Raw genomic sequence first — 26,937 nt, 5'->3', positions numbered from 1 at the left:
GCCATTCTGTCTTTACTCTGCCGCTTCGGCGTAGTCCTCGACGGGCGGGCATGTGCAGATGAGGTTGCGGTCGCCGTAGACGTTATCGACGCGGTTGACCGGTGACCAGTATTTGTCCACGCGGAAGGCGCCAGGCGGATAGCAGGCCTGGTCGCGGGAGTAGGGGCGATTCCATTCGCCGACGAGGTCTTCGACCGTGTGCGGCGCATTTTTCAACGGGTTGTTCGTCCTGTCCATCCGGCCGTCCTCGATTGCGCGGGCCTCGTCGCGGACGGCGAGCATGGCTGCACAGAAGCGGTCGAGTTCAGCCTTAGTTTCCGATTCGGTCGGCTCGATCATCAGGGTGCCAGCCACCGGCCAGCTCATTGTCGGCGCATGGAAACCGCAGTCGATCAGGCGCTTGGCGACATCGTCGACGGTAACACCGGCGCTGTCGACCAAGGGACGCGTGTCGATGATGCACTCATGCGCCACGCGACCGGCCTTCGATGTGTAGAGCACCGGATAGGCGTCCTTCAGCCGGGCCGCGATGTAGTTGGCGTTGAGGATTGCCACCTTGGTTGCCTGCGTCAGTCCTTCGCCGCCCATCATCAGGCAGTAGCTCCAGGAGATCGGCAAGATCGAGGCAGACCCGAAGGCTGCTGCCGAGACGGCGCCGGGGCGACCGTCCGTCTGCGGGTGGCCGGGCAGGTAGGCTGCCAGATGCGCCTTGACGCCGATCGGGCCCATGCCGGGACCGCCACCGCCATGCGGGATGCAGAAGGTCTTGTGCAGGTTCAGGTGACTGACGTCGGAACCGATATCGCCGGGTCGGGACAGGCCGACCATGGCGTTCATGTTGGCGCCGTCGAGATAGACCTGGCCACCGTGCTTGTGGACGAGTTCGCAGATCTCCTTCACCGTCTCCTCGAACACGCCGTGGGTCGAGGGATAGGTGATCATGCAGCAGGAGAGATTTGCCGCATGCTGCTCTGCCTTGGTGCGGAAATCGTCCATGTCGATATCGCCGTCGTCACCGACCTTGACGATCACCACCTTCATGCCGGCCATCTGTGCCGAGGCCGGATTGGTGCCGTGGGCAGAGGTGGGGATCAGGCAGACGTCGCGGTGATCGTCGCCGTTGGCACGGTGGTAGTTGCGGATAGTCAGGAGACCGGCATATTCCCCTTGAGCCCCGGAATTCGGCTGCATCGAGAAGGCGTCGTAGCCGGTGACGGCGCAGAGCTTTTCGGTGAGGTCATCGAGCATGGCGCGATAGCCGAGCGCCTGGTCGTCGGGCACGAAGGGGTGGATATCGGCAAATTCCGGCCAGCTGATCGGCAGCATCTCGGCCGTGGCGTTCAGCTTCATCGTGCAGGAGCCGAGCGGGATCATCGAACGGTCGAGCGCCAGGTCCCGGTCCGACAGCCGCCGGATATAGCGGGTCATTTCGCTTTCTGCGCGGTTCATGTGGAAGATCGGATGCGTGAGGTAGGGGCTGGTGCGCAAAAGGTCCTTCGGCAGGCGATATTCCGGAGCGAAGTCCGCGAGCTCGAACGTGCCGCCGAAGGCACGCCAGACGGCTTCCAGCGTTGCCGGGCGGGTCCGCTCGTCGAGGCTCATGCCGATCCGGGTTTCGCCGATCTTCCGCAGGTTGACCCCCTCCGCGACAGCGGCGCGCAGGATCAGCGCCTGCATGTGACCGACATCGACGGTGATGGTGTCGAAGAAGGTCTCTGGCTCGATGGTGTAGCCGAGCTTTTCGAGACCCTTGGCCATCAGCACGGCCTTCTGGTGCACCTGCTGGGCGATTGCCTTGATGCCCTGGGGACCGTGGAAGACCGCGTACATCGAGGCCATGACGGCGAGCAGCACCTGGGCGGTGCAGATGTTGGAAGTCGCCTTTTCGCGGCGGATATGCTGTTCGCGCGTCTGCAGCGACAGGCGGTAGGCGCGGTTGCCGCGGGCGTCGAGCGAGACGCCGACCAGCCGGCCGGGCATCGAGCGCTTGTGGACATCCTTGACCGCCATGTAGGCGGCGTGTGGGCCGCCGTAGCCGACAGGTACGCCGAACCGTTGCGACGAACCAATGGCGATATCTGCACCCATTTCGCCGGGGGACTTCAGCAGCGTCAGGGCCAGGATGTCGGCGGCGACAACGGCAATCGCACCGGTCTGGTGCAATCTGGAGATCAGGCCGGTGAAATCGTGGATGTGGCCATGGGTGCCGGGGTACTGGAAGATGGCGCCGAACACATCGACCGGGTCGAGATCGGTGAAGGGATTGCCGATGATAACCTGCCAGCCCAGCGGCTCGGCGCGGGTCTCGATCAGTGCGATTGTCTGCGGGTGGCAGGCGGCATCGACGAAGAATGCCTTGGCCTTCGATTTCGACACGCGCTCGGCCATCGCCATGGCTTCGGCGGCCGCTGTGGCCTCATCCAGAAGCGAGGCGTTGGCAACGTCGAGGCCGGTCAGATCCGTGATCATGGTCTGGTAGTTCAGCAGCGCCTCCAGGCGGCCCTGGCTGATTTCCGGCTGATAAGGCGTGTAGGCCGTGTACCAGGCGGGGTTCTCCAAAATGGTCCGCTGGATCACAGGCGGAGTGATCGTGCCGTAGTAGCCCTGGCCGATCAGCGAGACGAGCAGCTTGTTCTTGTTGGCGGTCTCGCGCAGCTTGTCGAGCGCCTCGCGTTCGGTCATCGCTGGCCCCCAGGCGAGCGGCGACGTCTGGCGGATCGCTGGCGGCACGGTGGCGTCGATCAGCGCATCGAGGCTCTTGTAGCCGACGACCTTCAGCATCGCCGCCATTTCCTCGGGCGAAGGACCGATGTGACGGCGGTTGGCGAAATCATACGGCTGGTAGTCCGTAAAGGTAAACTCGGTCGGCGTATTCATCAGGCGGTGAGCTCCTTGTATGCGGCTTCGTCCAGCAGCGTGTCGACATCGGAGGCATTGGCGAGCTTCAGCTTGAAGAACCAGCCCTTGCCCATCGGGTCGGAGTTGACCAGCGATGGATCTGCTACGATCGCTTCGTTGACTTCGGTGATTTCACCATCGAGCGGGGAGTAGACGTCGGAGGCGGCCTTGACGCTCTCGACCGTCGCAGCATTGCCTGCCTTCGTCAGAGTGGCGCCGATCTCCGGCAGTTCGACGAAAACGAGGTCACCAAGCTGGTCGACGGCGTAGGTCGTAATGCCGACCGTGGCGATGCCGCCTTCGATGCTCAGCCATTCGTGCTCTTCGGTGAACTTCAACATGGAAATATCCTCTCTGGGGAACCGGTTTTAGCGTTTGTAAGTCGGGGTGATGAAGGGAAGGGCGGTGACGACGAGGGGCAGGAATTTCCCGCGCACCTCGGCGAAAATCGGTGTTCCGGGCGTAGCGAGAGCTGTCGGCACATAGCCCATGGCCACGGGGCCATCGACGCTCGGGCCGAAGCCGCCGGAAGTGACCTCGCCGATCTCCGTCGAGCCTTCGGCATCGCTGTAAAGTTTGGCATGGCCGCGAACCGGTGCCTTGCCCTCCGGCTTCAGTCCCACGCGGCGGCGCGACGCCCCGTGGTCGAGTTCGGCCAGAATACGTTCCGCACCCGGAAAGCCACCGGCACGAGCGCCGCCGTTGCGACGGACTTTCTGGATCGCCCATTCCAGCCCTGCCTCGATGGGCGATGTGGTGGTGTCGATATCATTGCCATAGAGGCAGAGGCCGGCCTCGAGCCGGAGGGAATCGCGGGCGCCGAGGCCGATCGGCTGCACGTCGGGATGATCGAGCAGCCATTTGGCCACCGTTTCGGCCTTGTCTGCCGGAATGGAAATCTCGAAACCGTCCTCGCCGCTGTAGCCGGAACGCGACACCAGGCAGGGTACGTCGTGCAGGCCGACATCGCGGACATCCATGAACTTCATTTCCGAGAGGCCCGGCCAGAGCTCCGACAGCGCTGCCTGCGCACGGGGGCCTTGGAGCGCAACGAGGGCGCGGTCCAGCAGCGTGATCTCGCACCGATCGCCGATATGTTTCTGCAGATGGGCGAGATCGGCGTCCTTGCAGCCGGCGTTGACGATGACGAACAGATGGTCGCCGCGATTGGCAATCATCAGGTCGTCGAGAATTGCGCCGCTGTCATCCGTAAAGAAGCCGTAGCGTTGACGTCCCGCCTTGAGGCCGAGGATGTCGACGGGCACCAAGGTCTCCAGCGCCAGGGCCGCATCCTCGTAAGTGCCTGAACGGGCGCGGATGATGATCTGGCCCATGTGCGACACATCGAAGAGACCGGCGGCTGATCGCGTATGCAGATGCTCCTTGAGGACGCCGGCCGGATATTGCACCGGCATGTCGTATCCGGCGAAAGGCACCATGCGGGCACCCAGTGCAATGTGCAGCTGGTGCAGTGCTGTCTTTTTCAGGGCAACTGTCTCGGTCAAACGACGCCTCCGGCGTTTGCACTTCTCTCGAAGCGCGGGCTCATGGATCCGGCGCAATGGCGCCTTGGTGATGAGCCCCCTCTGTCCGTTCGCCTGAGATTGTTATCCCTTCGGCGAGCACCGTCAACGCGGCGCCTCTCTCCAGAGTTTCGTCTGCCCCCGACTGGTCCTTGGGCCTGAGAGTTTCCGGGGCGGTTGCTCCTTCGGCACCGGCATCGCCGGATTCTCCCAATCGGGTTGGCAGCCATTATCGGGCGGGCGCCGGCGTTGGCAAGTGGAAATGTCGCGATCCGGCAGTTTTTTGTCGCGGCGTTCCGGCATTCGCGATGCCTGCGCGGCAGCGTTGCAAGTTCGGGCCAAACATCCCATCATCCGAAGATCGCATACGATGTGAAACGTGCATCGCCAGACAGGAGAACGCTATGCAGAAACGCAACTCCCTCAGAGTTCTAGGGCTCACGGTGGTGCTGCTTGCGTCGGGAACCTCGATAGTGCTGGCGCAGAGCAGTGATATGAAAAATATGTCTGGCATGTCGATGTCCAGCCCGGAACCTGTCGGCACAGCGGCGGTCAAGGCAGGCGATCTCGACATCACCGGCGGCTATGTCAGGGCGATGTTGCCGGGGCAGCCGGTCGGCGGCGGATACGTGACGATCCACAATGGTGGCAGCAGCGAAGAGCGGTTGGTCTCCGTCTCGTCTCCGACGGCAGCGAAAGTCGAGCTTCACGAAATGACGATGAAGGACAACATCATGCGGATGCGCGAACTGAAGGATGGCATCGTGATCGCCCCGGGCGCGACGGTTGTGCTGTCGCCGAACACGCTTCACATGATGTTCAAGCAAGTGAGGGCGCCCTTCAGACAAGGCGGTATCGTGCCGGTTATGCTGACGTTTGAAAAAGCCGGAGCGGTTTCGATGTCGTTGCCGGTGGAGGCAGCGAGGGGCAACTAGGCGGAACGGCAAGTCAGTCGTTCTCGGCGTAGGAATCCAGCGCGTGCTGGAGCGTGGAGCGCGGCTGGCGGCTGCCTTCGTTCATCAGGTCAAGGCCGATGGTCGTTGCCTGAATGATTGGCGAAATGCTTTCGACATCGCTGTCGTCAACACCATCCCGTAGTCGGCGCAGCGCTTCCTTGCGCGCCGTACGCTCGGCGATGGCAGGCGGAACCAGCGTCGGCTGTTTGGTCATGTCAGCGGCCCAGGATGCCATGTAGGCGGAAACGTTGACGACTTCGACCATTACGAGATGTCCAGACGGAGAACCATATGGAACCTTATCGCGACGATCTTCTTGCGCGCTGAAGAAAACCGGTGGTATTTTACGGATAGCCAAACGAATGAGGCTTTGCTGATTTCTACCTTGGCGGGATCTCCAATCCTTCGGTAACAGCACCTCATGTTTCAAGTTCTTCTGGTCGCTTTCGGCGGCGCAATCGGCTCTGTGCTCAGATATTATGTCGGCATCTGGGGTTTCAGGATCGGCGGGCCTGCCTTCCCCTGGGGGACGCTGACCGTCAACGTCGTCGGTTCCTTCGTCATCGGCGTGTTTGCCGAGGTCATAGCCCGGAAATATGGCGGATCGGACAATCTGCGCCTTTTGCTGATGACCGGGTTCGTCGGCGGGTTCACCACATTCTCCGCCTTTTCGCTCGATACCATCGCCTTGGCTGAGCGTGGCAATGTCGGCCTTGCCTTGCTATATGTTTTCGTCAGCGTCGGCGTGTCGCTCTGCACGGTCTTTGCAGGCCTCATGGTGGCGCGGGCGCTGACCTGATCTGGCAAAACCGGGCCGGAAAGCGTAACAAACGACCAATGGCGACGATTCCGGTTTCCACTTTGCCGAAAAATGCTCTAAAGCGACGGCAAAAGGCCGGCTTAGGCCGAGACCTCATCGTTTGAAAGAAGAAGCATGGCCGGGATTGAGCATAGACTAGTCGAGCCGGAAGAGTCGGGCATGCGCCTTGACCGCTGGTTCAAGGTGCATTTTCCAGGCCTCGGATTCGGGCAGCTGCAGAAACTGCTTCGCTCCGGCCAGGTGCGGGTCGATGGCGGACGCGTGAAGACCGACGCGCGTGTCCAGTACGGCCAGACCGTGCGTATTCCGCCGATGGATATCGACGAGAAGATCATCAAGGGCGGCCCGATCAGCGGCGGCGACCTGAAAAACGACGACGATGGCGATCTGCTGGCCCGCATGTTGCTGCATGAGGACGAGAAAGTCTTCGTGCTCAACAAGCCGGCCGGCCTCGCCGTGCAGGGCGGCTCCGGCCTGCACCGTCACCTTGACAAGATGCTCGAAGCCTGGACCAGCAAGAAGGGCGAAAAGCCGCGTCTGGTGCATCGTCTCGACCGCGACACGACCGGCGTCATCGTTGTCGCCCGCACCCGCGGTGCAGCACAGAAGCTGACAGCGGCGTTTCGCGAGCGCGACACGAAAAAGACCTACTGGGCGCTGGTCAAGGGCGTCCCGCGCAAGCACGAGGACAAGATCTCAAGCTGGCTGGTGAAGGAAGCGACACCGGACGGCGATCGGATGCGCATCGCCAAGCACGGCGAAGACGGCGCCGATCATGCGATCAGCTATTACCGTGTGCTGGAAACAGCGGCGCAGACGATGGCATGGCTCGAGATGGAGCCCTATACGGGCCGTACCCACCAGCTCCGCGTTCATGCGCTGGGCATGGGCCATCCGATCATCGGCGATCCGAAATATTTCGAGGAAGACCACAATTGGCCTTTCCCCGGCGGTATCCAGAAGCGGCTGCATTTGCATGCCCGGCACATCGACATACCGCACCCGAACGGCGGACGACTGCGCGTGACGGCACCATTGCCGCCACACATGGTGCAGAGCTGGAACCTGCTCGGCTTCGATCTCTCGCCCTATGAAAACAACGAAGAATGAAGCTCGTTCTCTTTGACTGCGACGGTACGCTCGTCGACAGCGCGCGCCTGATCCATGAGGTGATGGCCCGCACCTTTGTCGACTTCAAGCACAAGCGGCCGGACATCGCCTCGACCAAGTCGATCATCGGCCTGACGCTCGATATCGCCATTGCCCGCATGCTGGGTCGTCAGCATGTCGACGACGAGGCGGTAGCCATGATGGCTCATTACAAGACCATCTACACCGATGTGCGCGATGAGCCGGGCATGGATACACCCTTGTTCGACGGTATACGGCCGCTGGTCGATACGCTGGTTGCGCGCGGCGACGCGTTGACGATCGGCGCAGTCACCGGCAAATCCCGTCGCGGGCTCACCGAGATCCTACACATGCACGGCCTTGCGCCGCATTTCGTCGTTTCGCGCACAGCCGACGACTGCCCGTCGAAGCCGCATCCCGCCATGGTGACGGAATGCTGCGAGGAAACCGGCATCTCTGCCCACGATACGGTTGTCATCGGCGACGCGATATACGACATGCAGATGGCCAAGGCCGCCGGTGCAACGGCGATTGGCGTTGCCTGGGGCTATGCCGCAATAGAAGACCTGCTTGCAAGCGGTGCAGACGCCATCGCCCACCATCCGAACGACCTGCTGAGCCATATTGTCTGAGGCTATCCGATGCGCGAAGATCTGACAGATTTCACCCAGCAGCTAAGCGATCCCGACCCGGTTCGCCGTGCGCAGATTGCCATGAAGAAGCCGCTGCCGAAGCGCTTCTACAAGGAGGTCGGTGTTCGCCAGGGCGAGGGTGGCTTTGCAGTGGAACTCGACGGTCGTCCCGTGAAGACACCGGCCCGCAACGCACTGAGCGTTGCAAACGCGGTGCTAGCAGATCGGATCGCCGGGGAATGGCGGGCCCAGGCTGATTTCATCGACCCGATGACGATGCCGGTCACGCGGCTGGTCAACACGGCGCTGGACGGGATCGCCAAAGATCCCAAGGCCGTTTCAGACGATATCGTCCGCTATAGCGGCATCGACCTCATTTGCTACCGGGCGCATACGCCGGTCGAACTCGTCCGGCGCCAGGCAGAGCGCTGGGACCCCGTACTGGACTGGGCGGATGCGACATTCGGGGCCCGGTTTCTGCTGGCCGAAGGTGTGATGCATCGGGAGCAGCCGAAAGAGGCCATCGACAAATTCGAATCAGCGCTCTCGAAATACGGAAACCCGCTGCAACTGGCAGGCCTTCATACCCTGACGACGCTGACGGGATCGGCGATCCTCACACTGGCGTTTGCTGAGGGATATCTTCCGGCAGAAGAAAGCTGGTCGCTGGCACATCTCGACGAGGACTGGACGAGCGAACAGTGGGGCAGCGATGCAGAAGCGGAGCACCGACGGTCGCTGCGGTTTGCAGAATTTCTCACCGCTGCCGAGGTTTTTCGTCACGCTTTGGCGGAATAGTGTTGATTTGCAATCCGTTATAGCGAAGGTTGAGGCCTAACGGGCGTAGCGTGATGATCGGCAGCAAAATTTCTTTCTCCACCAAGGTTCGGCTGTTGCCGGCGCTGGCAGCATGCGTGCTGCTGTCCGCGTGCTATCACATGCCGCCTTTGAATCCGCCGCCCGGGCCTGTCTACGATGTCCGCAGTGTCACTGTCGTCTCCGCGAATGGCGCGTCTCCGAGGCTGCTGTCCGAGGTCAGCACACGGGTGAACGCCGCGATTGCTGCCACCAAGCATGCTGTGACGGAGGGTGCCGTGGCACTCACCATCCACATCACACAATCCGAGCGGGCTCAGGGCTACGAGAAGAACCGCAACTCCGCAAAGGTCGATATCGACGCCAGTGCGATCGATACAGGCTCGGTGGTTGCCGTGAACTCCTTCGAGTCGACAACTTTTTCGGCCGATAGCGATGCAATAGACGACCTCATGGCCGAGGATATTGCCGCACGCATTCGTGCGGCCTACGGGCTTACGGCGCCGCGACCTGATAACTGACGGGTCCGGAAGCGACCGAGGCGTGAGACGACAGACCCTGAAATGCGGTTGGACCTGAGGCTGGCATGAAAGACATTCTGGAGGAACTGGCAGAACGCCGCGAGGCGGCCAGGCTCGGCGGGGGACAGGTTCGCATCGATGCACAGCATGCGCGGGGGAAGCTGACGGCACGCGAGCGGATCGACGTGCTTCTCGACGAGGGATCGTTCGAAGAGTTCGGCATGTTCGTTCAGCATCGCTCCAGCGACTTCGGCATGCAGGACAACCGTATTGCCGGCGACGGCGTCGTCACCGGCTGGGGGACGGTCAGCGGCCGGACTGTGTTCGTGTTTGCCAAGGATTTTACCGTCTTCGGCGGCTCGCTTTCCGAAGCGCATGCCGAAAAGATCATCAAGCTGCAGGATATGGCGCTGAAGAACCGGGCGCCGATCATCGGTCTCTACGATGCCGGCGGTGCCCGTATCCAGGAGGGCGTTGCAGCGCTTGGTGGCTACGCCGAGGTCTTCCAGCGTAACGTCCTTGCCTCCGGCGTCATTCCGCAGATCTCGGTCATCATGGGCCCCTGTGCCGGTGGCGACGTCTATTCGCCGGCGATGACCGACTTCATTTTCATGGTGCGCGACACGTCCTACATGTTCGTCACCGGGCCTGACGTGGTTAAGACTGTGACCAACGAGACCGTGACGGCAGAGCAACTCGGCGGGGCATCGATCCACACGACGAAATCGTCGATTGCCGACGGCGCCTATGACAATGACATCGACACACTGCTGCAGGTGCGCCGGCTGATCGATCTGCTGCCGCTCTCCAACACCGCGCCGGTGCCATCTATTTCCAGTCACCAGTCAGTGACTGACATGGATATGTCTCTGGATACGCTGATCCCAGCCAGCGCCAACAAGCCGTATGACATCAAGGAGCTTATCCTCAAGGTGGCGGACGAGGGGGACTTCTTCGAGATCCAGGCAAGCTTTGCGAAGAACATCGTCTGTGGGTTCGGCCGGATCGAGGGATCGACGGTCGGTTTCGTCGCCAACCAGCCGATGGTTCTGGCCGGCGTGCTCGACAGCGACGCCTCTCGCAAGGCCGCCCGCTTCGTGCGCTTTTGCGATTGCTTCAACATTCCCGTCGTCACCTTCGTCGATGTGCCTGGATTTCTCCCCGGCACGGCGCAGGAATATGGCGGGCTGATCAAACATGGTGCCAAGCTGCTGTTTGCCTATGCGGAGGCGACGGTGCCGAAGCTGACTGTCATCACCCGCAAGGCGTTCGGCGGTGCCTATGACGTGATGGCATCCAAGCATCTGCGCGGCGATATCAACTATGCCTGGCCAACTGCGCAGATCGCGGTGATGGGGGCCAAAGGCGCGGTCGAGATCATTTTCCGCAAGGATATCGCCGACCCGGACAAGATCGCGGCGCATACCAAGATGTACGAGGATCGTTTCCTGTCACCCTTCGTCGCCGCCGAGCGAGGCTATGTCGACGAGGTCATCATGCCGCACTCAACTCGCAGGCGTCTGGCAAGGGCGCTGAAGATGCTGCGGAACAAGGACCTGTCGAACCCTTGGAAGAAGCACGACAACATTCCCCTGTGACGACAAGTCGCGGATTTTACACGAAAAATTGATGTGGTGTCAGAAGCTGTGTCTTCGTGGAATCGAACCGTCAGGTTAACGGTTGCGCGGGAGCTTTCAACCGGAGATTTTCATGGCATTTTTTGATCGATTAAACCAATACCAACCCTACGCTCTTACGATCCTGCGCATCATGACTGCGCTGCAGTTCATCGAGCACGGCACGCAGAAGCTTTTTGCCTTTCCGAACGGCGAGCACGCCGGGCCACTGACGGCGCTGTCTCTGACCCAAGGTATTCTCGAAGCATTCGGCGGCCTGCTGTTCCTCTTCGGCCTCTTCACCCGCCCGGTTGCCTTCATTCTCTGCGGCAACATGGCCGTCGCCTATTTCATGGCGCACGCACCGAAGGATTTCTTCCCGGTCAATAACGGTGGCGATGCGGCCATTCTGTTCTGCTTCGTCTTCCTGTTTTTCGTGTTCGCAGGCCCGGGCCTGCTGGCCGTCGACAATCGCAAGAAGTAAACGGCTCGAAGGGGGAAGCGCTTGGCTTCCCCCTTTCGATATCCACGTTCCGACCTAGGCCAGCCGTTCGGCATGCCACTTCAGGTGATCGTCCATGAAGGTCGAGATGAAATAGTAGGAATGGTCGTAGCGCTCGTGCATGCGCAGCGTGAGTGCGATGCCGGTATTTTCGGTCGCTGTCTCGAAAAGCCATGGGCGCAGGCCGGTGTCCAGATAGCCGTCAGCCTTACCCTGGTCGATCAGGATTTCCGGAAAGCGGGCGCCGTCCTCGACGAGCGCGCAGGCGTCGTAGGCCCGCCACGTCGCCTGATCTTCACCGAGATACTTTTTGAAAGCACCGGTCGACCAGTCGGCGGTCATCGGCGCGACGATGGGCGCGAAAGCACTGCAGCTGCGAAAACGGTCGGGGTTCTTCAGGGCGATCGTCAGGGCGCCGTGGCCACCCATGGAATGTCCGAAGATGCCCTGGCGTGTCATGTCGACTCGGAAATGCTGCGCGATGAAGGCCGGCAACTCCTCGGTGATGTAGGTATACATCTGGAAGTTTGCAGCCCATGGCATTTCGGTGGCATCCAGATAAAAACCCGCACCTTTGCCCATCTGCCAGTTGGTGAGTTCGTCGGGCACATCGTTGCCACGCGGGCTTGTATCAGGGCAGACGACGATCAGGCCGAGCTCCGCCGCCATCCGCCGATATTCACCCTTTTCCATCACGTTGGCATGGGTGCAGGTGAGGCCGGAGAGGAACCAAAGGACCGGGCAGGGCCGTTCGATGGCCTGCGGGGGCACAAAGACGGCAAACGTCATCTCGCACTGGCAGGCCTCGGATTCGTGCGAGTATACGCCCTGCATTCCGCCGAAAGCGGTAACCTGGGAATGGACCTTCATGTGGGATCTCCAGTCGGGGGGACTTGGGCTTTCGCCCGCCGGCAGAGCCGGTCGAATGTTTCGAGGAAGCTGGACCGGTCGCGCGGCGAGAAGGCTGGGTTGTAGCCCTTGCTCTCGCCGGTCTCGCGCAGATGGGCGCCAAGATCGCGCATTGCCGTTGCCATGCCGATGTTGCCCGTGTCGAAGACCCGTCCCGTCGGACCCGTTACGAGGGCACCGGTCGCAACACAGCGTCCGGCCAGCGGCACGTCGGCAGTGACCACCACGTCGCCAACGCCACAATGCTCCGCAATCCAGTCGTCAGCGGCATCGAAGCCGTTGGAAACGATGACATTTTTGATCATCGGATCTCGTGACGGGCGCAGGCCTGAGTTGGCAACGAAAGTCACTTCGAGATTGTGCCGTTCGGCAACCTTCAGGACTTCAGGCTTCACCGGGCATGCGTCGGCATCGACGTAAATCATAAGACGGTCCATTTTCAAGACGGGAGGGCAGCCGGAAGGCCGCCCTCGACCAGATCAGTACAAGACGACGCTGCGGATGCTTTCGCCCTTGTGCATCAACTCGAACCCCTTGTTGATGTCGTCGAGCGGCATCGTGTGGGTGATCATCGGATCGATCAGGATCTTACCGTCCATGTACCAGTCGACGATCTTCGGCACATCCGTGCGGCCGCGCGCGCCACCGAAGGCCGTGCCCATCCAGGAGCGGCCGGTGACCAGCTGGAACGGGCGGGTTGAGATTTCCTGGCCAGCGCCGGCAACGCCGATGACGACGGACTTGCCCCAACCCCGATGAGACGATTCCAGCGCCTGGCGCATGACCTTGGTGTTGCCTGTGCAATCGAACGTATAGTCGGCGCCGCCGATGGTGTCGCCGTTGCGCTTGGTCATATTGACGAGATAGGGAACGATGTCGTCGCCGACATCCTTCGGATTGACGAAATGCGTCATCCCGAATTTCTCGCCCCAGGCCTTGCGGTCGTTGTTGAGATCGACGCCGATGATCATGTCGGCGCCTGCCAGCCGGAGACCCTGCAGCACGTTGAGCCCGATGCCGCCGAGACCGAAGACGATTGCCGTCGAGCCGATCTCGACCTTTGCCGTGTTGATGACGGCGCCGATGCCAGTCGTCACTCCGCAGCCGATGTAGCAGATCTTGTCGAACGGCGCGTCGGGATTGACCTTGGCGAGCGAGATCTCGGGGAGGACCGTGTAATTGGCGAAGGTCGAGCAGCCCATGTAGTGATGGATCTTGTCCTTGCCGATGGAAAAACGCGACGTACCGTCGGGCATGACGCCCTGGCCTTGGGTGGCGCGGATCGAGGTGCACAAGTTGGTCTTTCGCGACAGGCAGGAATAGCATTCGCGGCATTCCGGCGTGTACAGCGGGATGACGTGATCGCCCTTCTTGACGGAGGTCACGCCGGGGCCCACGTCAACGACGATGCCGGCGCCTTCATGGCCGAGAATCGCCGGGAAAAGGCCTTCGGGATCGGCGCCGGAGAGCGTGAAATCATCGGTGTGGCAGATGCCGGTCGCCTTGACCTCGATCAGCACTTCGCCGGCGCGAGGGCCTTCGAGCTGGACGGTCATGATTTCGAGCGGTTTTCCTGCCTGAACGGCAACGGCGGCGCGTACGTCCATCGTCTGTCTCCTGCTGATTTGCACTGGATTGTCGAGTGCGGCGACATTGCACGGCGCGCGGCCACGGCTCAAGCGAAAAATCAGATACTTAGCCGGGTTCGCAGTCGAAGCCACTACGCCAGCCGGAGTTTCGACCGAAGAGGTCGCGATCAGAACAGGATGTCTGCGGCAAAACGGATGGCATAGGCATGCATCGCCACGGCGGCATAAAGCCCGAACGAGACGAGCAGTCGCTCGCCACCGGACATTTTCTCCAGTTCGTGCTTTGGTTTGACCGAGCCGAAGCCGATCAGGCTTAGCAGCGTGAACACCGCAAGGGCGGCAAGCAGCGTAGATGCTGTCAGGCCGATGGACCAGCCAACGGCAAGTATCGCCAGCGTTATTGCGAAACTGGCAAAGACGAGGCTGAATTTCCCGGTGAAGATCTGGCGCAGAACCTGACCCCCGTCGAAGCGATACATCGGCAAAAGATTGAGGAGATTGAAGGCGCCGAGAATGAGCAGGAAGACAAGCAGAGGTCCGTGCCAATCGGCCGGCAGCCAGCCGGCCTCGTTGGCGCGTATGCCTGCAATCAGGATCGGCACCAGGAAGGCGGACATGCCTGATCCCATGAGCGCGCAGGTCGCGACTTCGAACAGGCTGTTGTATGGCCGTCCGCCAATCGCGATGCCGCCAAGGAGGGGCACGAAGATCATCCGCACCTTGCGATGGCCGAATGTCCGGTAGGCGGCCATATGACCGAGTTCGTGCAGGACGATGACTACCGTCAGGAAGGTGGATATCATCAGCCCGGCGGCATCCAGGCCGAAAAATGGCCAGAGGATCAGGGTCGACAGGACTGCCAGGAAGGTCTGGACGAGCGGATGTTCAAAAATGCCGTTGGGCGTCGACTGGCCTGTTTTCAGCCAGCCCTCGAGGGCGCGCAACTCGCGGCGGAGCGTGAAATAGCGAAAGATCAGAAAAGCAAAACCGCGATAGGTATCGGTCTGCTCGACGATCAACGTCGTGCCGGATGCGTCGGTCACGACCTGACGCCGTTCGTGGAAATGGCGCCAGAAGCGATTGTCGAGCGTGCTGTCGTCAACGACCGTTGCCGTGTAGCCAAGCATGCCGGGCATCGGCTCGGTCATCTTGACGTCGAAAAGCCGGCGGATCGATTGTCCCTCTCGGTCGAGATGGCGATAGGTCTGCTCGACAATGCCCGGTCTATCCGGCATGGCGCGGCTGGAGATGACGGCATGGTGCCAGTCGGCGCTGGCTCCAGACGGATTGACCGCCCGCCATAGAGCATCGGCGGACTGGCGGAAGGAGCGACGCATGCGGATCGTGCGCGTCCCGACGGGAGCAGCCATCAGCAGCCACAGTACGCCGAGATTGATCGCCAGCAACAGGATGGCGGAATAGAGCGACGACACGGTTTTTCCTCAGGGCGCAATTGCTCCTGAAGGCGTTTATCGCGCCAGATTCTTTAAGAAAGCGCGAGGATCATAGCGACCAATTTAACCATCCGGCCGGCTCACGCGAATGTCATGATGACAGCGTCTACCGCCAGGCTCTCCCCCGGCTTGACTGCGATCGCGCCGACGGTCAGGTCACGCTCCGCCCGCAATACGTTTTCCATCTTCATCGCCTCGACGACCGCCAGCGTTTCGCCAGCCTTGACCAGTTGTCCTTCCGTCACCGCGATGGAGACCAGCAGGCCCGGCATCGGGCATAGAAGCAGGTTCGAGGTATCTGGCGGCGTCTTGATGGGCATCAGGCGGTCGAGTTCATGCTGCCGGGGTGTCAGGAACCGGGTGACGACCGACAGGCCCTGCCAATCCAGGCGCAGGCCGTTGGACTGCTCCCGGGTCTGGACAGTCACGCTTTGCCCGTGCACCGTTCCTGACCACACCGCATCGCCGGGTCTCCAGCCGGTGACAACCGCGATCTCATTGCCCGCTATCTCGATGAGATACGTAAACGGCGTTGCGTTATCGCGCTTCGCCATCCGCACGCGGAAGTAATCCGTCCCGAGCTTGATGACACGGTCTATCATCTCGTCCCCAGGCGGCGGACGCAGGCGGTCGGCATAGTGCAGGCGGCGGTCAGCATCGATCGTGCCGCAGGCCATGGCAATCGCCACCAGCGTTACGGTCTGCTCTGCGTCCGGCGCCATCGGCGCGAAGCCATCGGGAAACTCTTCGGCGATGAAACCGGTGGAGAGCCGTCCCTCCCGCCAGCGCGGATGCTTCATCAACGCGGACAGGAAGGGAATGTTGTGGGCGATCCCGTCGACGACGAAGCCATCCAGCGCCTCACCCATGGCCTCGATGGCTTGCAGGCGATCGGGCGCCCATGTGCAGAGCTTGGCGATCATCGGGTCGTAGAACATAGATACCTCGGCACCTTCGAAGACGCCGGTATCGTTGCGGAGAGCCGTATCTGTCGTCCGGCGCTCGGCCGGTGGGCGGTAACGGGTCAATCGGCCGATTGATGGCAGGAAATTGCGGTAGGGGTCTTCGGCATAGACGCGGCTTTCGATGGCCCAGCCCTTCAGCGCCACGTCTTCCTGCGCCAGGGATAGTCGCTCACCCGCTGCGATCCGGATCATCTGTTCGACGAGATCGATGCCCGTGACAAGCTCGGTAACGGGGTGCTCGACCTGAAGGCGCGTGTTCATCTCGAGAAAGTAGAAATTGCGCTCGCTGTCGACGATGAATTCGACGGTGCCGGCGCTCTGGTAGTCGACGGCTCTTGCTAGCGCCACCGACTGCTCGCCCATGGCCTTCCGTGTGGCGGCATCGAGAAAGGGCGAGGGTGCTTCCTCGACGACCTTCTGGTTCCGACGCTGGATCGAGCATTCGCGTTCGCCGAGATAGAGCACGGTGCCGAAAGCATCGCCGAGCACCTGGATCTCGATATGGCGGGGATCGACGATGTATTTCTCAATGAACAGCCGGTCGTCGCCGAACGAGCTTCTGGCTTCCGAACTGGCACGGTCGAACCCGTCGCGGACATCGGCACTGCTCCAGGCGATACGCATGCCCTTGCCACCGCCCCCGGCGGAGGCCTTGATCATCACAGGGTAACCGATCTCTGCGGCAATAGTCTCCGCATGGTCGGCGTCGGCGATCACTCCCAGGTAGCCCGGAACCGTGGAGACACCGGCGGCGCGGGCGAACTTCTTCGATTCAATCTTGTCGCCCATGGCTTTGATGGCTTTGGGCTTCGGCCCGATGAAAACGATCCCCTCGGCTTCCAGCGCCTCGCAGAAGGATGCCCGTTCCGAGAGGAAGCCGTAGCCGGGATGGACAGCCTCGGCGCCGGTCTGGCGGCAGGCAGCGATGATCCTGTCTGCATCGAGGTAGCTCTCTGCCGCAGGCGGTGGACCGATGTGCACGGACTCGTCGGCCATTTCGACATGCAGCGCGTCTCGGTCGGCATCCGAATAGATGGCAACCGTGGCGATGCCCATCCGCCGCGCCGTCTTGATGATCCGGCAGGCGATCTCGCCGCGATTGGCGATCAGGATTTTCGTGAACATCGATGCTCCGCAGCGGCTTGAGTGTCGACTGTTCTAATCGCAAATTCGCAGGCGGTTCAATGCTGTAAAACATCCGGCGGGTAAAATGCCCAGCCGGAGTTTGCCAGGCTCAGGCGGCGGCCTCGGTGTTGCCCTCTGCCAGCATATCGTCCGACACGCGGAGCCAGCGGATGCGCGGGGTATTTTCACTGCGCTTCGCCCGGACTGCCTGTCGCAACCTGGCCCAGTCGGGATGGTTTGCATGGGGATCCGCTGCCAGCTCAACACGGTCGAGAGCCTCGATCTCGACAGCCGAAAGGACGATGCCAGACGGGTCTATCGAGTGTCTGAGCACGTGTCGGACAAACTCGACGTCGTGGCGGGTAATACCCCTGCTGTCGATGCTGCGAACCTCGCAATAGGCGCCGGTGCCGGCAGCCAGGGCGTATCTCAGCTGGTCGATGGCGAAGGCGCCGAGCGCAGGCGGCACGTTTGCCGAGATATCGATGACCTGCATCAGCACTTCGAATTCGCTCGGTGCGTGAACAACGCCATCGCTGGACAGCGCCTGTATCAGCCAAGCCGCGTTCGCATCATCCAGCGAACCTTGGGGATAGCTGTGATTGACGATGAAATCGGCCAGCCCTCCTATAAAGAAGCCATGCCATTCGTCGCATTTCTCGGGGATGGAATTGTGGATCGACATCAGGAGAGCCGCGTCTTCAGACGCCCGGATGCCATCCGGAAAGCTAATCCTGCGCAATGTCAGTACATCTTCGGCCGAAAGCCGACTCTTTCCGGCAAGAAGCCAAGCCGGAAAAGAGAGACGGAACTCGCTCATCTTTTATCTCCCGTTTCTTCATGAAACTGGGAAATTCTTTACCGCCCTCCGGTTGAGAAAGCCTCAAGGATCGCGGTTAATGTCCTAGTCAGCGAATACCGCTGTTTTTAACAATCGCGAGTTAACCCGTTCGCGCCAGATGATGAACAATCCGGAGCCGACGATGATGGCAATACCGATCCATTTGGAGAGGTTCGGAAAGTCGCCGAAAAGGGCATAGCCGAGCACCGTTGCCGAAATGATTTCGAAATACTGGAACGGCGCCAGCAGCGAGAGTCGCGCCAGACGAAATGCTCTGACAACCAGAATATGAGCGTAGCCGGAAATCGAGCCGAGGATGAGAAGCAGGAGGAGGCCGAGGGTGGAGCCGGGCAACGACAGGGAGAAATCCACAGCTCCAGCGGCATTGCCGACGAACAGGGCACCGGCCATGAAGACGGTGCCGCCGATACCGGCCATGGTCTGCATTGCCAAGGGCGAATCGGCTTCACCTATGGCGCGGTTCATGAACAGGTAGATGGCGTAGAGAAACGCGCAGGCGACGGGCAACAGCGCTTTCAGGCCGAAGATCTCGAAGCTTGGCTGGATGACGATCATCGCGCCGCCGAAACCGACGACGATCGCCAGCCACCGCCGCCAGCCGACCCTGTCGCCGAGGAAGAGTGCCGACAGGCAGACCAGGATGAAGGGCTCGACGAAATAGATGGCGAAGACATCGGCAAGCGGCATGTATTTGACAGCCACGAAGAACAGCAGGCTTGCCGCTCCATGCAGGACGCCGCGCAAGAGGTTCATCCATGGGCGCCTGGTGGAAAAGGCAGACCCGCCGGCCAGAAGCAGCGGCAGGGTACAGACGAGCTGGAAGAAGAAGCGGTAAAAAGTCACTTGTCCCGGCGACATCCCCTCGAACGTCGCCATATATTTGGCAATCGCATCCATGACCGGAAGCACAACCATCGCGCCTGCCATGATCAGCATTCCACGCAACGGATTTTGAAAGGAAGAATCAGCTGGGGACATTGGGTGCTCTGCGGTTTTCGTCGTGACATCAATCACAGGCGAAATGCGCAGGCAAGAGAAACTATGAGAAGCAGGGATAACAATAACATCTTCCGGCTGCCCCGGCGGCTCGCCGAAGCGAAAGTCGATTTCGACTTTAAAGAGAGCTCTTCGTTCCGCTGCTTAAAGCCTGCGAGAAGAGATGGTGCGGTCGAGAAGACTCGAACTTCCACGGGTTGCCCCACAGCGACCTCAACGCTGCGCGTCTACCAATTCCGCCACGACCGCATCGTGGTAGGTGCCGAATTGCTCCGGCGCGCTGCATTTAGCAAAAGGCTTAGAGGGGCACAAGAGCGTTATCACCGATTTTTTCACATGCTGTGACAAGCGTTTGAATTTACCCTCTAAACCATCCATATAACGCCATGATTACGGCTGCAGCTATTGCCAGCGGTCTCACATAAATTGTTGCAGGGAAGTCAGACGGCGATGTTGCGCAAGGATCTTGAGATCTCGATGATTCCGGCCCCTGGTTCGCCTCCGGTGCGCTGGCGTGTCGCTGACGGCCTGGTGGACTACACCGATGCCGTGGCGACCATGGAACGGGAAGTGGCTGACATTGCCGAGGGGCGCAGCGACGAGCTCGTGTGGCTGGTCGAACATCCGCCACTCTATACCGGCGGCACGAGCGCCCATACGGCCGACCTGATCCAGCCGGACCGGTTTCCCGTTTTTGCGACCGGGCGAGGCGGCGAATACACCTATCACGGTCCAGGCCAGCGCGTCGTCTACGTCATGCTGGACCTGAAGCGCCGGCGCCAGGACGTCCGTGCATTCGTGGCAGCGCTGGAAGAGGTCATCATCGGCACGCTGGAGACGATGAACGTGCGTGGCGAGCGGCGCGAGGACAGGGTCGGTGTCTGGGTGCGGCGTCCGGAACGGCCGCCTTTGGCCGATGGATCGATGGCGGAGGATAAGGTCGCAGCGCTTGGTATCCGTCTGCGCAAATGGGTGACGTTCCATGGCCTGTCGCTGAACGTCGAGCCGGATCTGGAGCATTTCACGGGTATAGTGCCCTGCGGCATCGCGAGCTACGGCGTCACCAGCCTTGTCGATCTCGGACTGCCCGTCACCATGGCAGACGTTGACGTTAACCTGCGACAGTCATTCGAGGCAGTGTTTGGTCCGACCGTTGAAGACAAGCCCTGATATGCTTCGAATATCTTGATATTATTGCGTTGCTGGGCGTTGCATCAAGCTTAACCAAACATTAATATCGGGCTTGCCAGTCCGCGATAGTAGACTATGCTTGAACCAAGTATTGGGGGGAGCCATGCATGCTGAACAACAATTTGCTGATGCCCGTGGGCCTTGCGTTCATCGTTCTCTGCGGAGTGGTGTTTCAGCTGGTGCATGCCATAATCCCGACCGCCTCTCTTCTAGTCCCTTGAAATGAGGCCTGGCTTTTTCGTCATCCTGCGTTCACCTTCGCTGAAATAGTCTCTTTTTTCAGCGGCTCCCTGCGCAACGCAAGATGGGGAATCGCGGGATCGATACTGACCCAACCATCAAAGTGAGGACTTGGAATGACCAGCCGTACACTCTTACTCACATCTTTCGCCTCTTTCGCCCTGCTTGGCTCGCTGACGATGATCACACCCGCGTCGGCCCTGACGATGAAAGAGTGCAGCGTCAAGTACAAGGCGGCGCAGGCCGCAGGGACGTTGAACGGCATGAAGTGGAACGATTACCGCACCGCCCAGTGCGGCGCCGATGCCGCTGCAGCGCCTGCCGCCGCAGCGCCGGCAGCAACCACTGCCGCTGCGCCAACCAAGGCCAACACAATGGCCGCCAAGCCGACAGCAACAAAGGCAGCAGACGAGCCGGACGCCACGGCGCCCCCGGCCAAAGAGCCGGCCAAGCCGACTATGGCAGCGCCTGCCGGCCTGAGCCTGCCCACTGCCGTTTCGCCGAAATATGCGTCCGAAACTGCCGGCAAGGCCCGTTTCCACACCTGCGTCGATGCGTACCACGATGCCAAGGCCAAGAACGCTCTGGCCGGCGTCAAGTGGATCCAGAAGGGCGGCGGTTACTACAGCCTCTGCAATTCGAAGCTCAAAGGCTGATTTCATACTTTAACGCAAACGAAAACGGGCGCCGTCGGGGCGCCCGTTCTTGCGTCCATCCTATTGTTATCAGTCGTCGTCGGGGATGTTTGCGTCGACGCCTATGATCTGTATGAGGTTGCGAACGGCGGTCACACCGGAGATAGAGCGGGCGATGCGTCCAAGCTGGCGCGCCGTTGCGGCATCGTCGACCTCACCCTCAAGGATGATGACTGTGCCTTCCGAGCGCACGTCGATCATTTCGGGGCTGGCACCCTCGACGTCGCTGAGCGCATCCATCACCCGCTCCTCGATATCGTCCGATTCGACAAGGTCTCGGGTCGTCGATGTCAGGGAATTGGACTGGCGCTCCTGCTGGCCGTCGGCGTCGGTGCGCGCGACGGTGAAGCTCTTGTTGCTGCCTTCATCGAAATTAGCATCCGTCTCGCCATAAGGGCGATTCTCTGATGGCTCGGAGGAGGCGCCGGCATCGTCGTCATAGGGCCAGCCTTCCTTCAGGTCGCGCTCTTCGTAGTCGCGGTAGTCTTCCTCGCGTGTCGTGTCTTTCTTAATACCACCCATGATCGAGCTCCCTTGCGTCGTTTCAGACCCACAACGGCTTGAAGCGCGCTTGGTTCAATCGCGTCGGGCGCTTTCACCTTTTTCCCATTTTTTTACAAGCCGATCCCTTTTCAGCTTCGTCAGACGCTGCAGCCAGAAGATGCCGTTGAGCTGATCGATCTCATGCTGGATACAGGCGGCAAGAAAGCCGTCGGCGGCGTCCTCGTGGTGCGCACCGTCGATGTCGCGATAGGTGTAGCGGATGCCGGAGGGTCGAACGACTTCCTCTGTCGCACCCGGCATGCAGACGCTGCCTTCCAGATGGCGCGCCGTTTCCGTGGATGACCAGACGATCTCGGGATTGATGAGGGTCAGGATGGTGTCTCCGGGCCGCAGTTCGATCACCACGACGCGCTTCAGGATGCCGACATGGGCGGCCGTCATTCCGACCCCGGGTGCTGCCCGCATCGCCTGCAGCAGATCCGATGACAGCCGGCCGAGTTCGTCATCGAAGGCAACCACCGGCGCACAGGCGAGCTTCAGGCGGGCATCGGGATAGCGAAGAATGGCAAGAGGGGTCATGCATCACTTTTTCAAAACTGTAGCGTAGAGGTTAGACTGTTGAACGAAGGGCTGTGTCAAGCTTCCCATCCCAACGCAATTCACGCCTATCCGCTTGTTGACATTGGATTTTATCCAGCCATTCTCAATCGGTGTGCTGAATGCGGCAAAATGCGAGGCGCGGATGACGACGACCGACACAGACGAACGCGTTCGCGCCGGGAGCCACACCGGGCACTTCGACATCTATGACGAAGACGGCAATGTACGTGCCGATTTCCTGACGCAGGTAAGCCATGCCATCGACGCAGGCGATACGGGCTTCCTGCACCGCAATGTCGTGCGTCTGCACGAATCCGAGCTTGGCGATCTTCTCGAGGCGCTGAACTCCGACCTGCGGCTGGCGCTTGTCGGGTTGCTCGGTGACGATTTCGACATGACGGCGCTGACGCAGGTCGACGAGGCGATCCGCCGCGAGATCGTCGATCACCTGCCTAACGAGCGGATTGCTGCCGGTATCGGCGGGCTCGATTCGGACGACGCTGTCTATATCCTGGAGGACCTCGACAAGCAGGACCGCGACGAAATCCTGTCGCAGATGCCGTTCACCGAACGTGTTCGTCTGCGGCGGGCGCTGGATTATCCGGAAAGCTCGGCGGGTCGCCGAATGCAGACGGAGTTCGTGGCCGTGCCGCCTTTCTGGACTGTCGGCCAGACGCTCGACTATCTGCGCGAGGAAGAGGGGTTGCCGGAAGACTTCTCGCAAATCTTCGTCATCGATCCGACCTTCAAGCTGCTCGGAGGGCTTGCGCTCGATCGCATCCTGCGCAGCAAGCGCCAGACGAAGATCGAAGACATCATGCGCGAGACCACGCATCCGATTTCGGCAGAGATGGACCAGGAGGAGGCTGCCCGTCTTTTCGAGCAGTACGACCTGCTGTCTGCCGCTGTGGTCGATGATAACGGTCGGTTAGTCGGCGTGCTGACCATCGACGACGTCGTCGATGTCATCAACGAGGAAGCGGACGAGGATATCAAGCGGCTCGGCGGCGTCGGCGATGAAGAACTGTCGGATAGCGTCGCGTCGACGGTGCGGTCGCGCTTTCTCTGGCTTGCCGTCAACCTGCTGACGGCGATCCTGTCGTCCAGCATCATCAGTGTCTTCGACGCTTCCATCGAGAAGATGATCGCGCTCGCCGTGCTGATGCCGATCATCGCTTCCATGGGTGGCAACGCCGGTACGCAGACGATGACGGTGACCGTACGCGCATTGGCGACCGGCGATCTCGATATCTACAATGCGGCACGGATCATCCGCAGGGAGGCGACCGTCGGGTTGCTCAACGGCATCGTGTTCGCCATCCTCATGGGAGCGATCGCCACCTTCTGGTTTCACGATCTCCAGCTTGGCGTGGTCGTCGGTGCCGCGATGGTCATCAACCTTGTTGCGGCGGCGCTTGGCGGTATCCTGCTGCCGTTGCTGCTGAACCGGATGGGCGCCGATCCCGCCATCGCTTCGTCGGCCTTCGTTACCACGGTTACCGACTGCACCGGCTATTTCGCATTTCTCGGCATCGCAACATGGTGGTTTGTCATTCACTGAGCGGCGCCATTGATCGATTGCCGGGCCGGGCGACATTGGCTAGAATTGACTTTTACGTAAGAGCCATTGCTTCAGCCCCGGAGGCGAGATTCATTGCCGGTCGACAAATTTTACAGCATCACCGAATTGACACGCGAGTTCGGCGTTTCCACCCGAACGCTACGTTTCTACGAGGACGAAGGGCTGATCCATCCGGAGCGGCGCGGCCGCACAAGGCTTTTTCGCCAGGCTGACCGTCGGCTTATTGCCGAAATCCTGCGAGGCCGAAGGATTGGCTTCACGATTGCCGAGATTCGCGAGATCATCATGGTCTACCGCGAACCGCCCGGCGAGATCGGCCAGCTCAAGCTTCTGATGAAGAGGATTGCTGAAAAGCGGGACGATTTGCGGCAGAAGCGCAAGGACATCGAGGATACGCTGACCGAACTCGACCATGTCGAGGAGGCCTGCATAGGCCGACTGGCTGAAATCGGTGTCGGAACCTGAGATACGGTGGTCTTCCGGCTAAAGCCAGCGCCGCGTGTGGCGGCAGTAGAATTCGAACTCGCAGCCGAACCGGGACAGCAGGTGCAGTTCCTCATGTCTGATCGCACCGTAGTCGGTGGCGACTGTCGCGGCGAGGGCTGCGACCAGTAGCCATGGGTTGCCGGTCAGCAACGCCGACCCGACCGTGACCAGCGTATAACCAAGGTATATCGGGTTGCGCGTATAGCGAAACGGTCCTGTCGTCATCAGGTGAACCGAGCGACGATGGGGCATGACCGTGGCTCTTCGGTCAAGCAACGTTTTCATCGCCCAAAGGTCCAGCCAGACGGCTATGAGTGTAAGAGCGGCCCCGAGCGTCCAGAAATAGGAAGATCGAAGTCCGGGTATGGGTATCTGGATGACCGCGTCAGCAACGATCGCCGTGATAATGGCAAGCCCATAGATGAACGGAGGCCAGGGAAAGCTGAGCGGCTTGGCACGATAGGCATTCATAGAATACTCCCGTCACTGCGCTTGTTCCGTACACTGTACTGCGATTCTCTGTATTTGATCATTCTGATCTGCCTGGATTGCGCCAGACTGGAGTGGCTCGAACAGACTTTGTGATTTCATCCGGGTGAGTGTGCATTGGCAAAAGCTGCGGCACAGTGCTTCGCCTGCTGACTGGGTGCAGGTGGCCTGGCATTGGCGGAGGTAGCCGACAGCTGGATCCGGCTTTGGCGCCGGTGCGACCAGCGACAGAAGATAGACGAGACCGAACAGGATGGGCTGGTGCAGCAGATAAAAGAGCAGGCTGTGGCGCCCGCCTTTCGCCAGTAGGCTGTTGCCGGTACCCAATGATGCCAGCCGCTGCGGCAGACTGGTGCGCAGGGCGAGAGTGGCTGCGCTGAAGCCGGCAAAGAAGGCCAGCGCCCAAGGAAATAGCGGCACGAAGTCGTTTGAGCGCACCGGCATCGTCGCAAAGCCGAGCCAGGCAAGGTAGCGAGGGTTGAACAGGTCCGAGCCAAGCGCACCCGGCATGACGAAGACATTGACGACCCAGCCTACTCCCAGCACTGCTGTGGCCAGCCAGATAAAGGCTGTCGGCAGGCACAGAAAGCCGATGCCGATGAGGCTGAGTGCTGCGATGCTGTGGAGGATGCCGAAATAGATCCACTCGTCCGGCATGGCGAACCGCGTCACGACCGAGATGGCAATCGCCGCCACCGCGATCATCGCCAGCCTTTTCCAGAAAGGTTGCCAACGGATGGCCGGCCGGTTTGCGAGGACAAGGCTGACGCCGGCCATGAAGAGGAAGGTGCTTGCGATGACGCGGGCGTATATCTTCAACCAACCTGTTTCGGCCGTGCCTGGATCGAGATATCCGAAGAACTCGAAGTCCCAGGTGCAGTGATAGCTCGCCATGGCCAGCAGGGCGATGCCGCGCAACGTGTCGAGCAGGCCGATACGCGGGGGCTTGCGCGGTTCGTCGATGCTCTCGGCGACAGCAGCCATCAACTCATCCTTTCCGGGAAACAGTGTTCATCGGCCGCAGCAGAAGATGTTCCCGGAAATAGGACAAGCGCGGCGATTTCAAGGCACATCGATATCCATGATGGCAAGCCGAGCGTCGGAGAAGAATTGGCGGCGTATGAGGACGACGATGATGAAAAGGGTGGTGACCATGAACACATAGGGACTGACGAACCAGCCGAGATAACCTATGGAGAGAAAGATCGCCCGCAGGCCGGCGTTGAAATTGCGGGCCGCGATGATGTTCATGTGGATGACGCGCTCGGCGGCGCGGCGCGTCAATGCCGGGTCCTTGTCGACATCGCCCATCATCGGGATGGCGCCGTAGAGGATCGTGCAATAGTTGAACAGGCGGTATGCCCAACCGAACTTGAAGAAGGCATAGCCGAACAGGCCAGCGAGGCCGGCGACCTTCAATTCGAAGGTGGTCCGACTGCCGTTGAAGACATAGGGCAGGTCGGCAAAGAAGGCATTGACCTTGTCGGTGGCGCCGAGCAGCGCAAAACAGCCGCCGATCGCGAAGATGGAGGTCGAGGCGAAAAATCCGGTTCCGTTCTGCAGGCCTGCAAGGATCTGGGTATCGATCATCTTCAGGTCGCGGCGCAGCGAATTGTAGATCCATTCGCGCCGGCGCTCGATCATCGCCTGCGTCAGGCTGATGCGGTTGAAGAACCTCGAACTGCTGGTGATCCAGTTGAGGGCTATCCAGAGAAAGATGAAAAGTGCCAAGGCGGCAAAATCGGCGGTCGACATCAAGCGGGTCCCCAGGGCTGTTCAAGCCCCGACACTAGCCATGACGGCCGCAAGTGCAATGTTGAAGGAGTGCTGCGCGC

Annotated in this window: 28 protein-coding genes, 1 tRNA gene and 1 riboswitch; of the genes, 12 read left to right on the top strand and 17 right to left on the bottom strand. The window is 60.7% G+C overall.

Features of this window, described 5'->3' with window-relative positions; genetic code table 11:
- Positions 1-12: 12 nt before the first annotated feature.
- The 3 genes from gcvP to gcvT are packed head-to-tail and all read right to left on the bottom strand — an operon-like array spanning position 13 to position 4,403.
- Entirely contained in the window at positions 13-2,877 is a 2,865-nt protein-coding gene (gcvP, locus tag EQW76_RS02385) for an aminomethyl-transferring glycine dehydrogenase (protein WP_142822781.1), read from the bottom strand.
- A complete protein-coding gene (gene gcvH / locus EQW76_RS02380; RefSeq protein ID WP_142822779.1) occupies positions 2,877-3,239 on the bottom strand; it encodes a glycine cleavage system protein GcvH in 363 nt (120 codons plus the stop codon). The genes gcvP and gcvH overlap by 1 nt, the downstream gene beginning before the upstream one ends.
- 27 nt (positions 3,240-3,266) lie before the next feature.
- Positions 3,267-4,403, bottom strand: coding sequence for a glycine cleavage system aminomethyltransferase GcvT (gcvT, locus tag EQW76_RS02375; protein WP_142822778.1), 1,137 nt, complete (start codon positions 4,401-4,403; stop codon positions 3,267-3,269).
- A gap of 154 nt (positions 4,404-4,557) precedes the next feature.
- Positions 4,558-4,644: riboswitch (glycine riboswitch) on the bottom strand.
- A gap of 181 nt (positions 4,645-4,825) precedes the next feature.
- Between gcvT and EQW76_RS02370 the strand changes: the two genes are divergently transcribed.
- Positions 4,826-5,356: a copper chaperone PCu(A)C gene (locus EQW76_RS02370; RefSeq protein ID WP_202617102.1), complete on the top strand. Its 531-nt coding sequence runs from the start codon at positions 4,826-4,828 to the stop codon at positions 5,354-5,356.
- Positions 5,357-5,369: 13 nt separating this feature from the next.
- Here the strand turns inward: EQW76_RS02370 and EQW76_RS02365 are convergent, their stop codons facing one another.
- The gene (locus EQW76_RS02365) at positions 5,370-5,642 is read right to left on the bottom strand and encodes a hypothetical protein (protein WP_111221918.1); all 273 of its coding nucleotides are present in this window, start codon (positions 5,640-5,642) and stop codon (positions 5,370-5,372) included.
- A 156-nt stretch (positions 5,643-5,798) separates the two neighbouring features.
- Here EQW76_RS02365 and crcB point away from each other — a divergent pair, with 156 nt between their 5' ends.
- From crcB to EQW76_RS02330, 7 genes are all read left to right on the top strand, one after another.
- Positions 5,799-6,176 (top strand): fluoride efflux transporter CrcB, encoded by a 378-nt coding sequence (crcB, locus tag EQW76_RS02360; RefSeq protein WP_142822775.1) that lies wholly within the window; start codon positions 5,799-5,801, stop codon positions 6,174-6,176.
- A gap of 135 nt (positions 6,177-6,311) precedes the next feature.
- Complete coding sequence (locus EQW76_RS02355) at positions 6,312-7,307, top strand: RluA family pseudouridine synthase (protein ID WP_111221920.1); 996 nt, start codon at positions 6,312-6,314, stop codon at positions 7,305-7,307.
- The gene (locus EQW76_RS02350) at positions 7,304-7,960 is read left to right on the top strand and encodes an HAD-IA family hydrolase (RefSeq protein WP_142822773.1); all 657 of its coding nucleotides are present in this window, start codon (positions 7,304-7,306) and stop codon (positions 7,958-7,960) included. The genes EQW76_RS02355 and EQW76_RS02350 overlap by 4 nt, the downstream gene beginning before the upstream one ends.
- Positions 7,961-7,969: 9 nt before the next feature.
- Positions 7,970-8,758 carry an ATP12 family protein gene (locus EQW76_RS02345; protein WP_142822772.1) on the top strand — a complete coding sequence of 263 codons (789 nt, stop codon included), beginning with the start codon at positions 7,970-7,972 and terminating at the stop codon, positions 8,756-8,758.
- A gap of 53 nt (positions 8,759-8,811) precedes the next feature.
- Complete coding sequence (locus tag EQW76_RS02340; RefSeq protein WP_142822770.1) at positions 8,812-9,297, top strand: hypothetical protein; 486 nt, start codon at positions 8,812-8,814, stop codon at positions 9,295-9,297.
- A 65-nt stretch (positions 9,298-9,362) separates the two neighbouring features.
- On the top strand, positions 9,363-10,895 hold the full coding sequence (locus EQW76_RS02335) for an acyl-CoA carboxylase subunit beta (protein ID WP_142822769.1): 1,533 nt from the start codon (positions 9,363-9,365) through the stop codon (positions 10,893-10,895).
- Positions 10,896-11,007: 112 nt separating this feature from the next.
- A complete protein-coding gene (locus EQW76_RS02330) occupies positions 11,008-11,397 on the top strand; it encodes a DoxX family protein (RefSeq protein WP_142822768.1) in 390 nt (129 codons plus the stop codon).
- Between the two features lie 54 nt (positions 11,398-11,451).
- On the opposite strand, the gene fghA is transcribed toward EQW76_RS02330, so the two are convergent.
- The 8 genes from fghA to EQW76_RS02290 form a co-directional block, all read right to left on the bottom strand.
- A complete protein-coding gene (gene fghA / locus EQW76_RS02325; protein WP_142822766.1) occupies positions 11,452-12,285 on the bottom strand; it encodes an S-formylglutathione hydrolase in 834 nt (277 codons plus the stop codon).
- The gene (locus EQW76_RS02320; RefSeq protein WP_142822764.1) at positions 12,282-12,749 is read right to left on the bottom strand and encodes a YaiI/YqxD family protein; all 468 of its coding nucleotides are present in this window, start codon (positions 12,747-12,749) and stop codon (positions 12,282-12,284) included. Before EQW76_RS02320 ends, fghA begins: the two co-directional genes overlap by 4 nt.
- Before the next feature lie 54 nt (positions 12,750-12,803).
- Positions 12,804-13,931: an S-(hydroxymethyl)glutathione dehydrogenase/class III alcohol dehydrogenase gene (locus EQW76_RS02315; RefSeq protein ID WP_142822762.1), complete on the bottom strand. Its 1,128-nt coding sequence runs from the start codon at positions 13,929-13,931 to the stop codon at positions 12,804-12,806.
- Between the two features lie 149 nt (positions 13,932-14,080).
- The gene (locus tag EQW76_RS02310; RefSeq protein ID WP_142822761.1) at positions 14,081-15,346 is read right to left on the bottom strand and encodes a hypothetical protein; all 1,266 of its coding nucleotides are present in this window, start codon (positions 15,344-15,346) and stop codon (positions 14,081-14,083) included.
- Between the two features lie 101 nt (positions 15,347-15,447).
- The gene (locus EQW76_RS02305; protein ID WP_142822759.1) at positions 15,448-17,457 is read right to left on the bottom strand and encodes an acetyl/propionyl/methylcrotonyl-CoA carboxylase subunit alpha; all 2,010 of its coding nucleotides are present in this window, start codon (positions 17,455-17,457) and stop codon (positions 15,448-15,450) included.
- Positions 17,458-17,566: 109 nt separating this feature from the next.
- Entirely contained in the window at positions 17,567-18,277 is a 711-nt protein-coding gene (locus tag EQW76_RS02300) for a hypothetical protein (RefSeq protein WP_142822758.1), read from the bottom strand.
- 84 nt (positions 18,278-18,361) lie between these two features.
- Positions 18,362-19,297, bottom strand: coding sequence for a DMT family transporter (locus tag EQW76_RS02295; RefSeq protein WP_142822757.1), 936 nt, complete (start codon positions 19,295-19,297; stop codon positions 18,362-18,364).
- 182 nt (positions 19,298-19,479) lie between these two features.
- A tRNA-Leu gene (locus EQW76_RS02290) sits at positions 19,480-19,564 on the bottom strand.
- A 201-nt stretch (positions 19,565-19,765) separates the two neighbouring features.
- Here EQW76_RS02290 and lipB point away from each other — a divergent pair.
- Positions 19,766-20,485 (top strand): lipoyl(octanoyl) transferase LipB, encoded by a 720-nt coding sequence (gene lipB, locus EQW76_RS02285; RefSeq protein ID WP_142822756.1) that lies wholly within the window; start codon positions 19,766-19,768, stop codon positions 20,483-20,485.
- A 377-nt stretch (positions 20,486-20,862) separates the two neighbouring features.
- On the top strand, positions 20,863-21,402 hold the full coding sequence (locus tag EQW76_RS02280) for a hypothetical protein (protein ID WP_142822755.1): 540 nt from the start codon (positions 20,863-20,865) through the stop codon (positions 21,400-21,402).
- Between the two features lie 69 nt (positions 21,403-21,471).
- On the opposite strand, the gene EQW76_RS02275 is transcribed toward EQW76_RS02280, so the two are convergent.
- Both EQW76_RS02275 and EQW76_RS02270 read right to left on the bottom strand, forming a co-directional pair.
- A complete protein-coding gene (locus tag EQW76_RS02275) occupies positions 21,472-21,963 on the bottom strand; it encodes a BON domain-containing protein (RefSeq protein ID WP_142822754.1) in 492 nt (163 codons plus the stop codon).
- A gap of 54 nt (positions 21,964-22,017) precedes the next feature.
- Positions 22,018-22,524 carry a peptide deformylase gene (locus EQW76_RS02270; RefSeq protein ID WP_142822753.1) on the bottom strand — a complete coding sequence of 169 codons (507 nt, stop codon included), beginning with the start codon at positions 22,522-22,524 and terminating at the stop codon, positions 22,018-22,020.
- A gap of 163 nt (positions 22,525-22,687) precedes the next feature.
- Between EQW76_RS02270 and mgtE the strand changes: the two genes are divergently transcribed.
- Entirely contained in the window at positions 22,688-24,106 is a 1,419-nt protein-coding gene (mgtE, locus tag EQW76_RS02265) for a magnesium transporter (RefSeq protein WP_142822752.1), read from the top strand.
- 93 nt (positions 24,107-24,199) lie between these two features.
- Positions 24,200-24,592: a MerR family DNA-binding transcriptional regulator gene (locus tag EQW76_RS02260; protein ID WP_142822751.1), complete on the top strand. Its 393-nt coding sequence runs from the start codon at positions 24,200-24,202 to the stop codon at positions 24,590-24,592.
- Positions 24,593-24,610: 18 nt separating this feature from the next.
- Here EQW76_RS02260 and EQW76_RS02255 read toward each other — a convergent pair whose 3' ends face one another.
- From EQW76_RS02255 to EQW76_RS02245, 3 genes are all read right to left on the bottom strand, one after another.
- A complete protein-coding gene (locus tag EQW76_RS02255; RefSeq protein ID WP_142822750.1) occupies positions 24,611-25,084 on the bottom strand; it encodes an isoprenylcysteine carboxylmethyltransferase family protein in 474 nt (157 codons plus the stop codon).
- Positions 25,085-25,096: 12 nt separating this feature from the next.
- A complete protein-coding gene (locus tag EQW76_RS02250) occupies positions 25,097-26,086 on the bottom strand; it encodes a DUF1624 domain-containing protein (RefSeq protein WP_142822749.1) in 990 nt (329 codons plus the stop codon).
- A gap of 78 nt (positions 26,087-26,164) precedes the next feature.
- Entirely contained in the window at positions 26,165-26,857 is a 693-nt protein-coding gene (locus tag EQW76_RS02245; RefSeq protein ID WP_111221941.1) for a DUF599 family protein, read from the bottom strand.
- Positions 26,858-26,937 lie beyond the last annotated feature (80 nt).

Source organism: Rhizobium sp. rho-13.1, from assembly GCF_007000305.1.
Lineage (GTDB): Bacteria > Pseudomonadota > Alphaproteobacteria > Rhizobiales > Rhizobiaceae > Rhizobium > Rhizobium rhododendri.
Note: the sequence above shows the minus strand (reverse complement) of the source record. Positions and strands in the feature narration are given on the sequence as shown.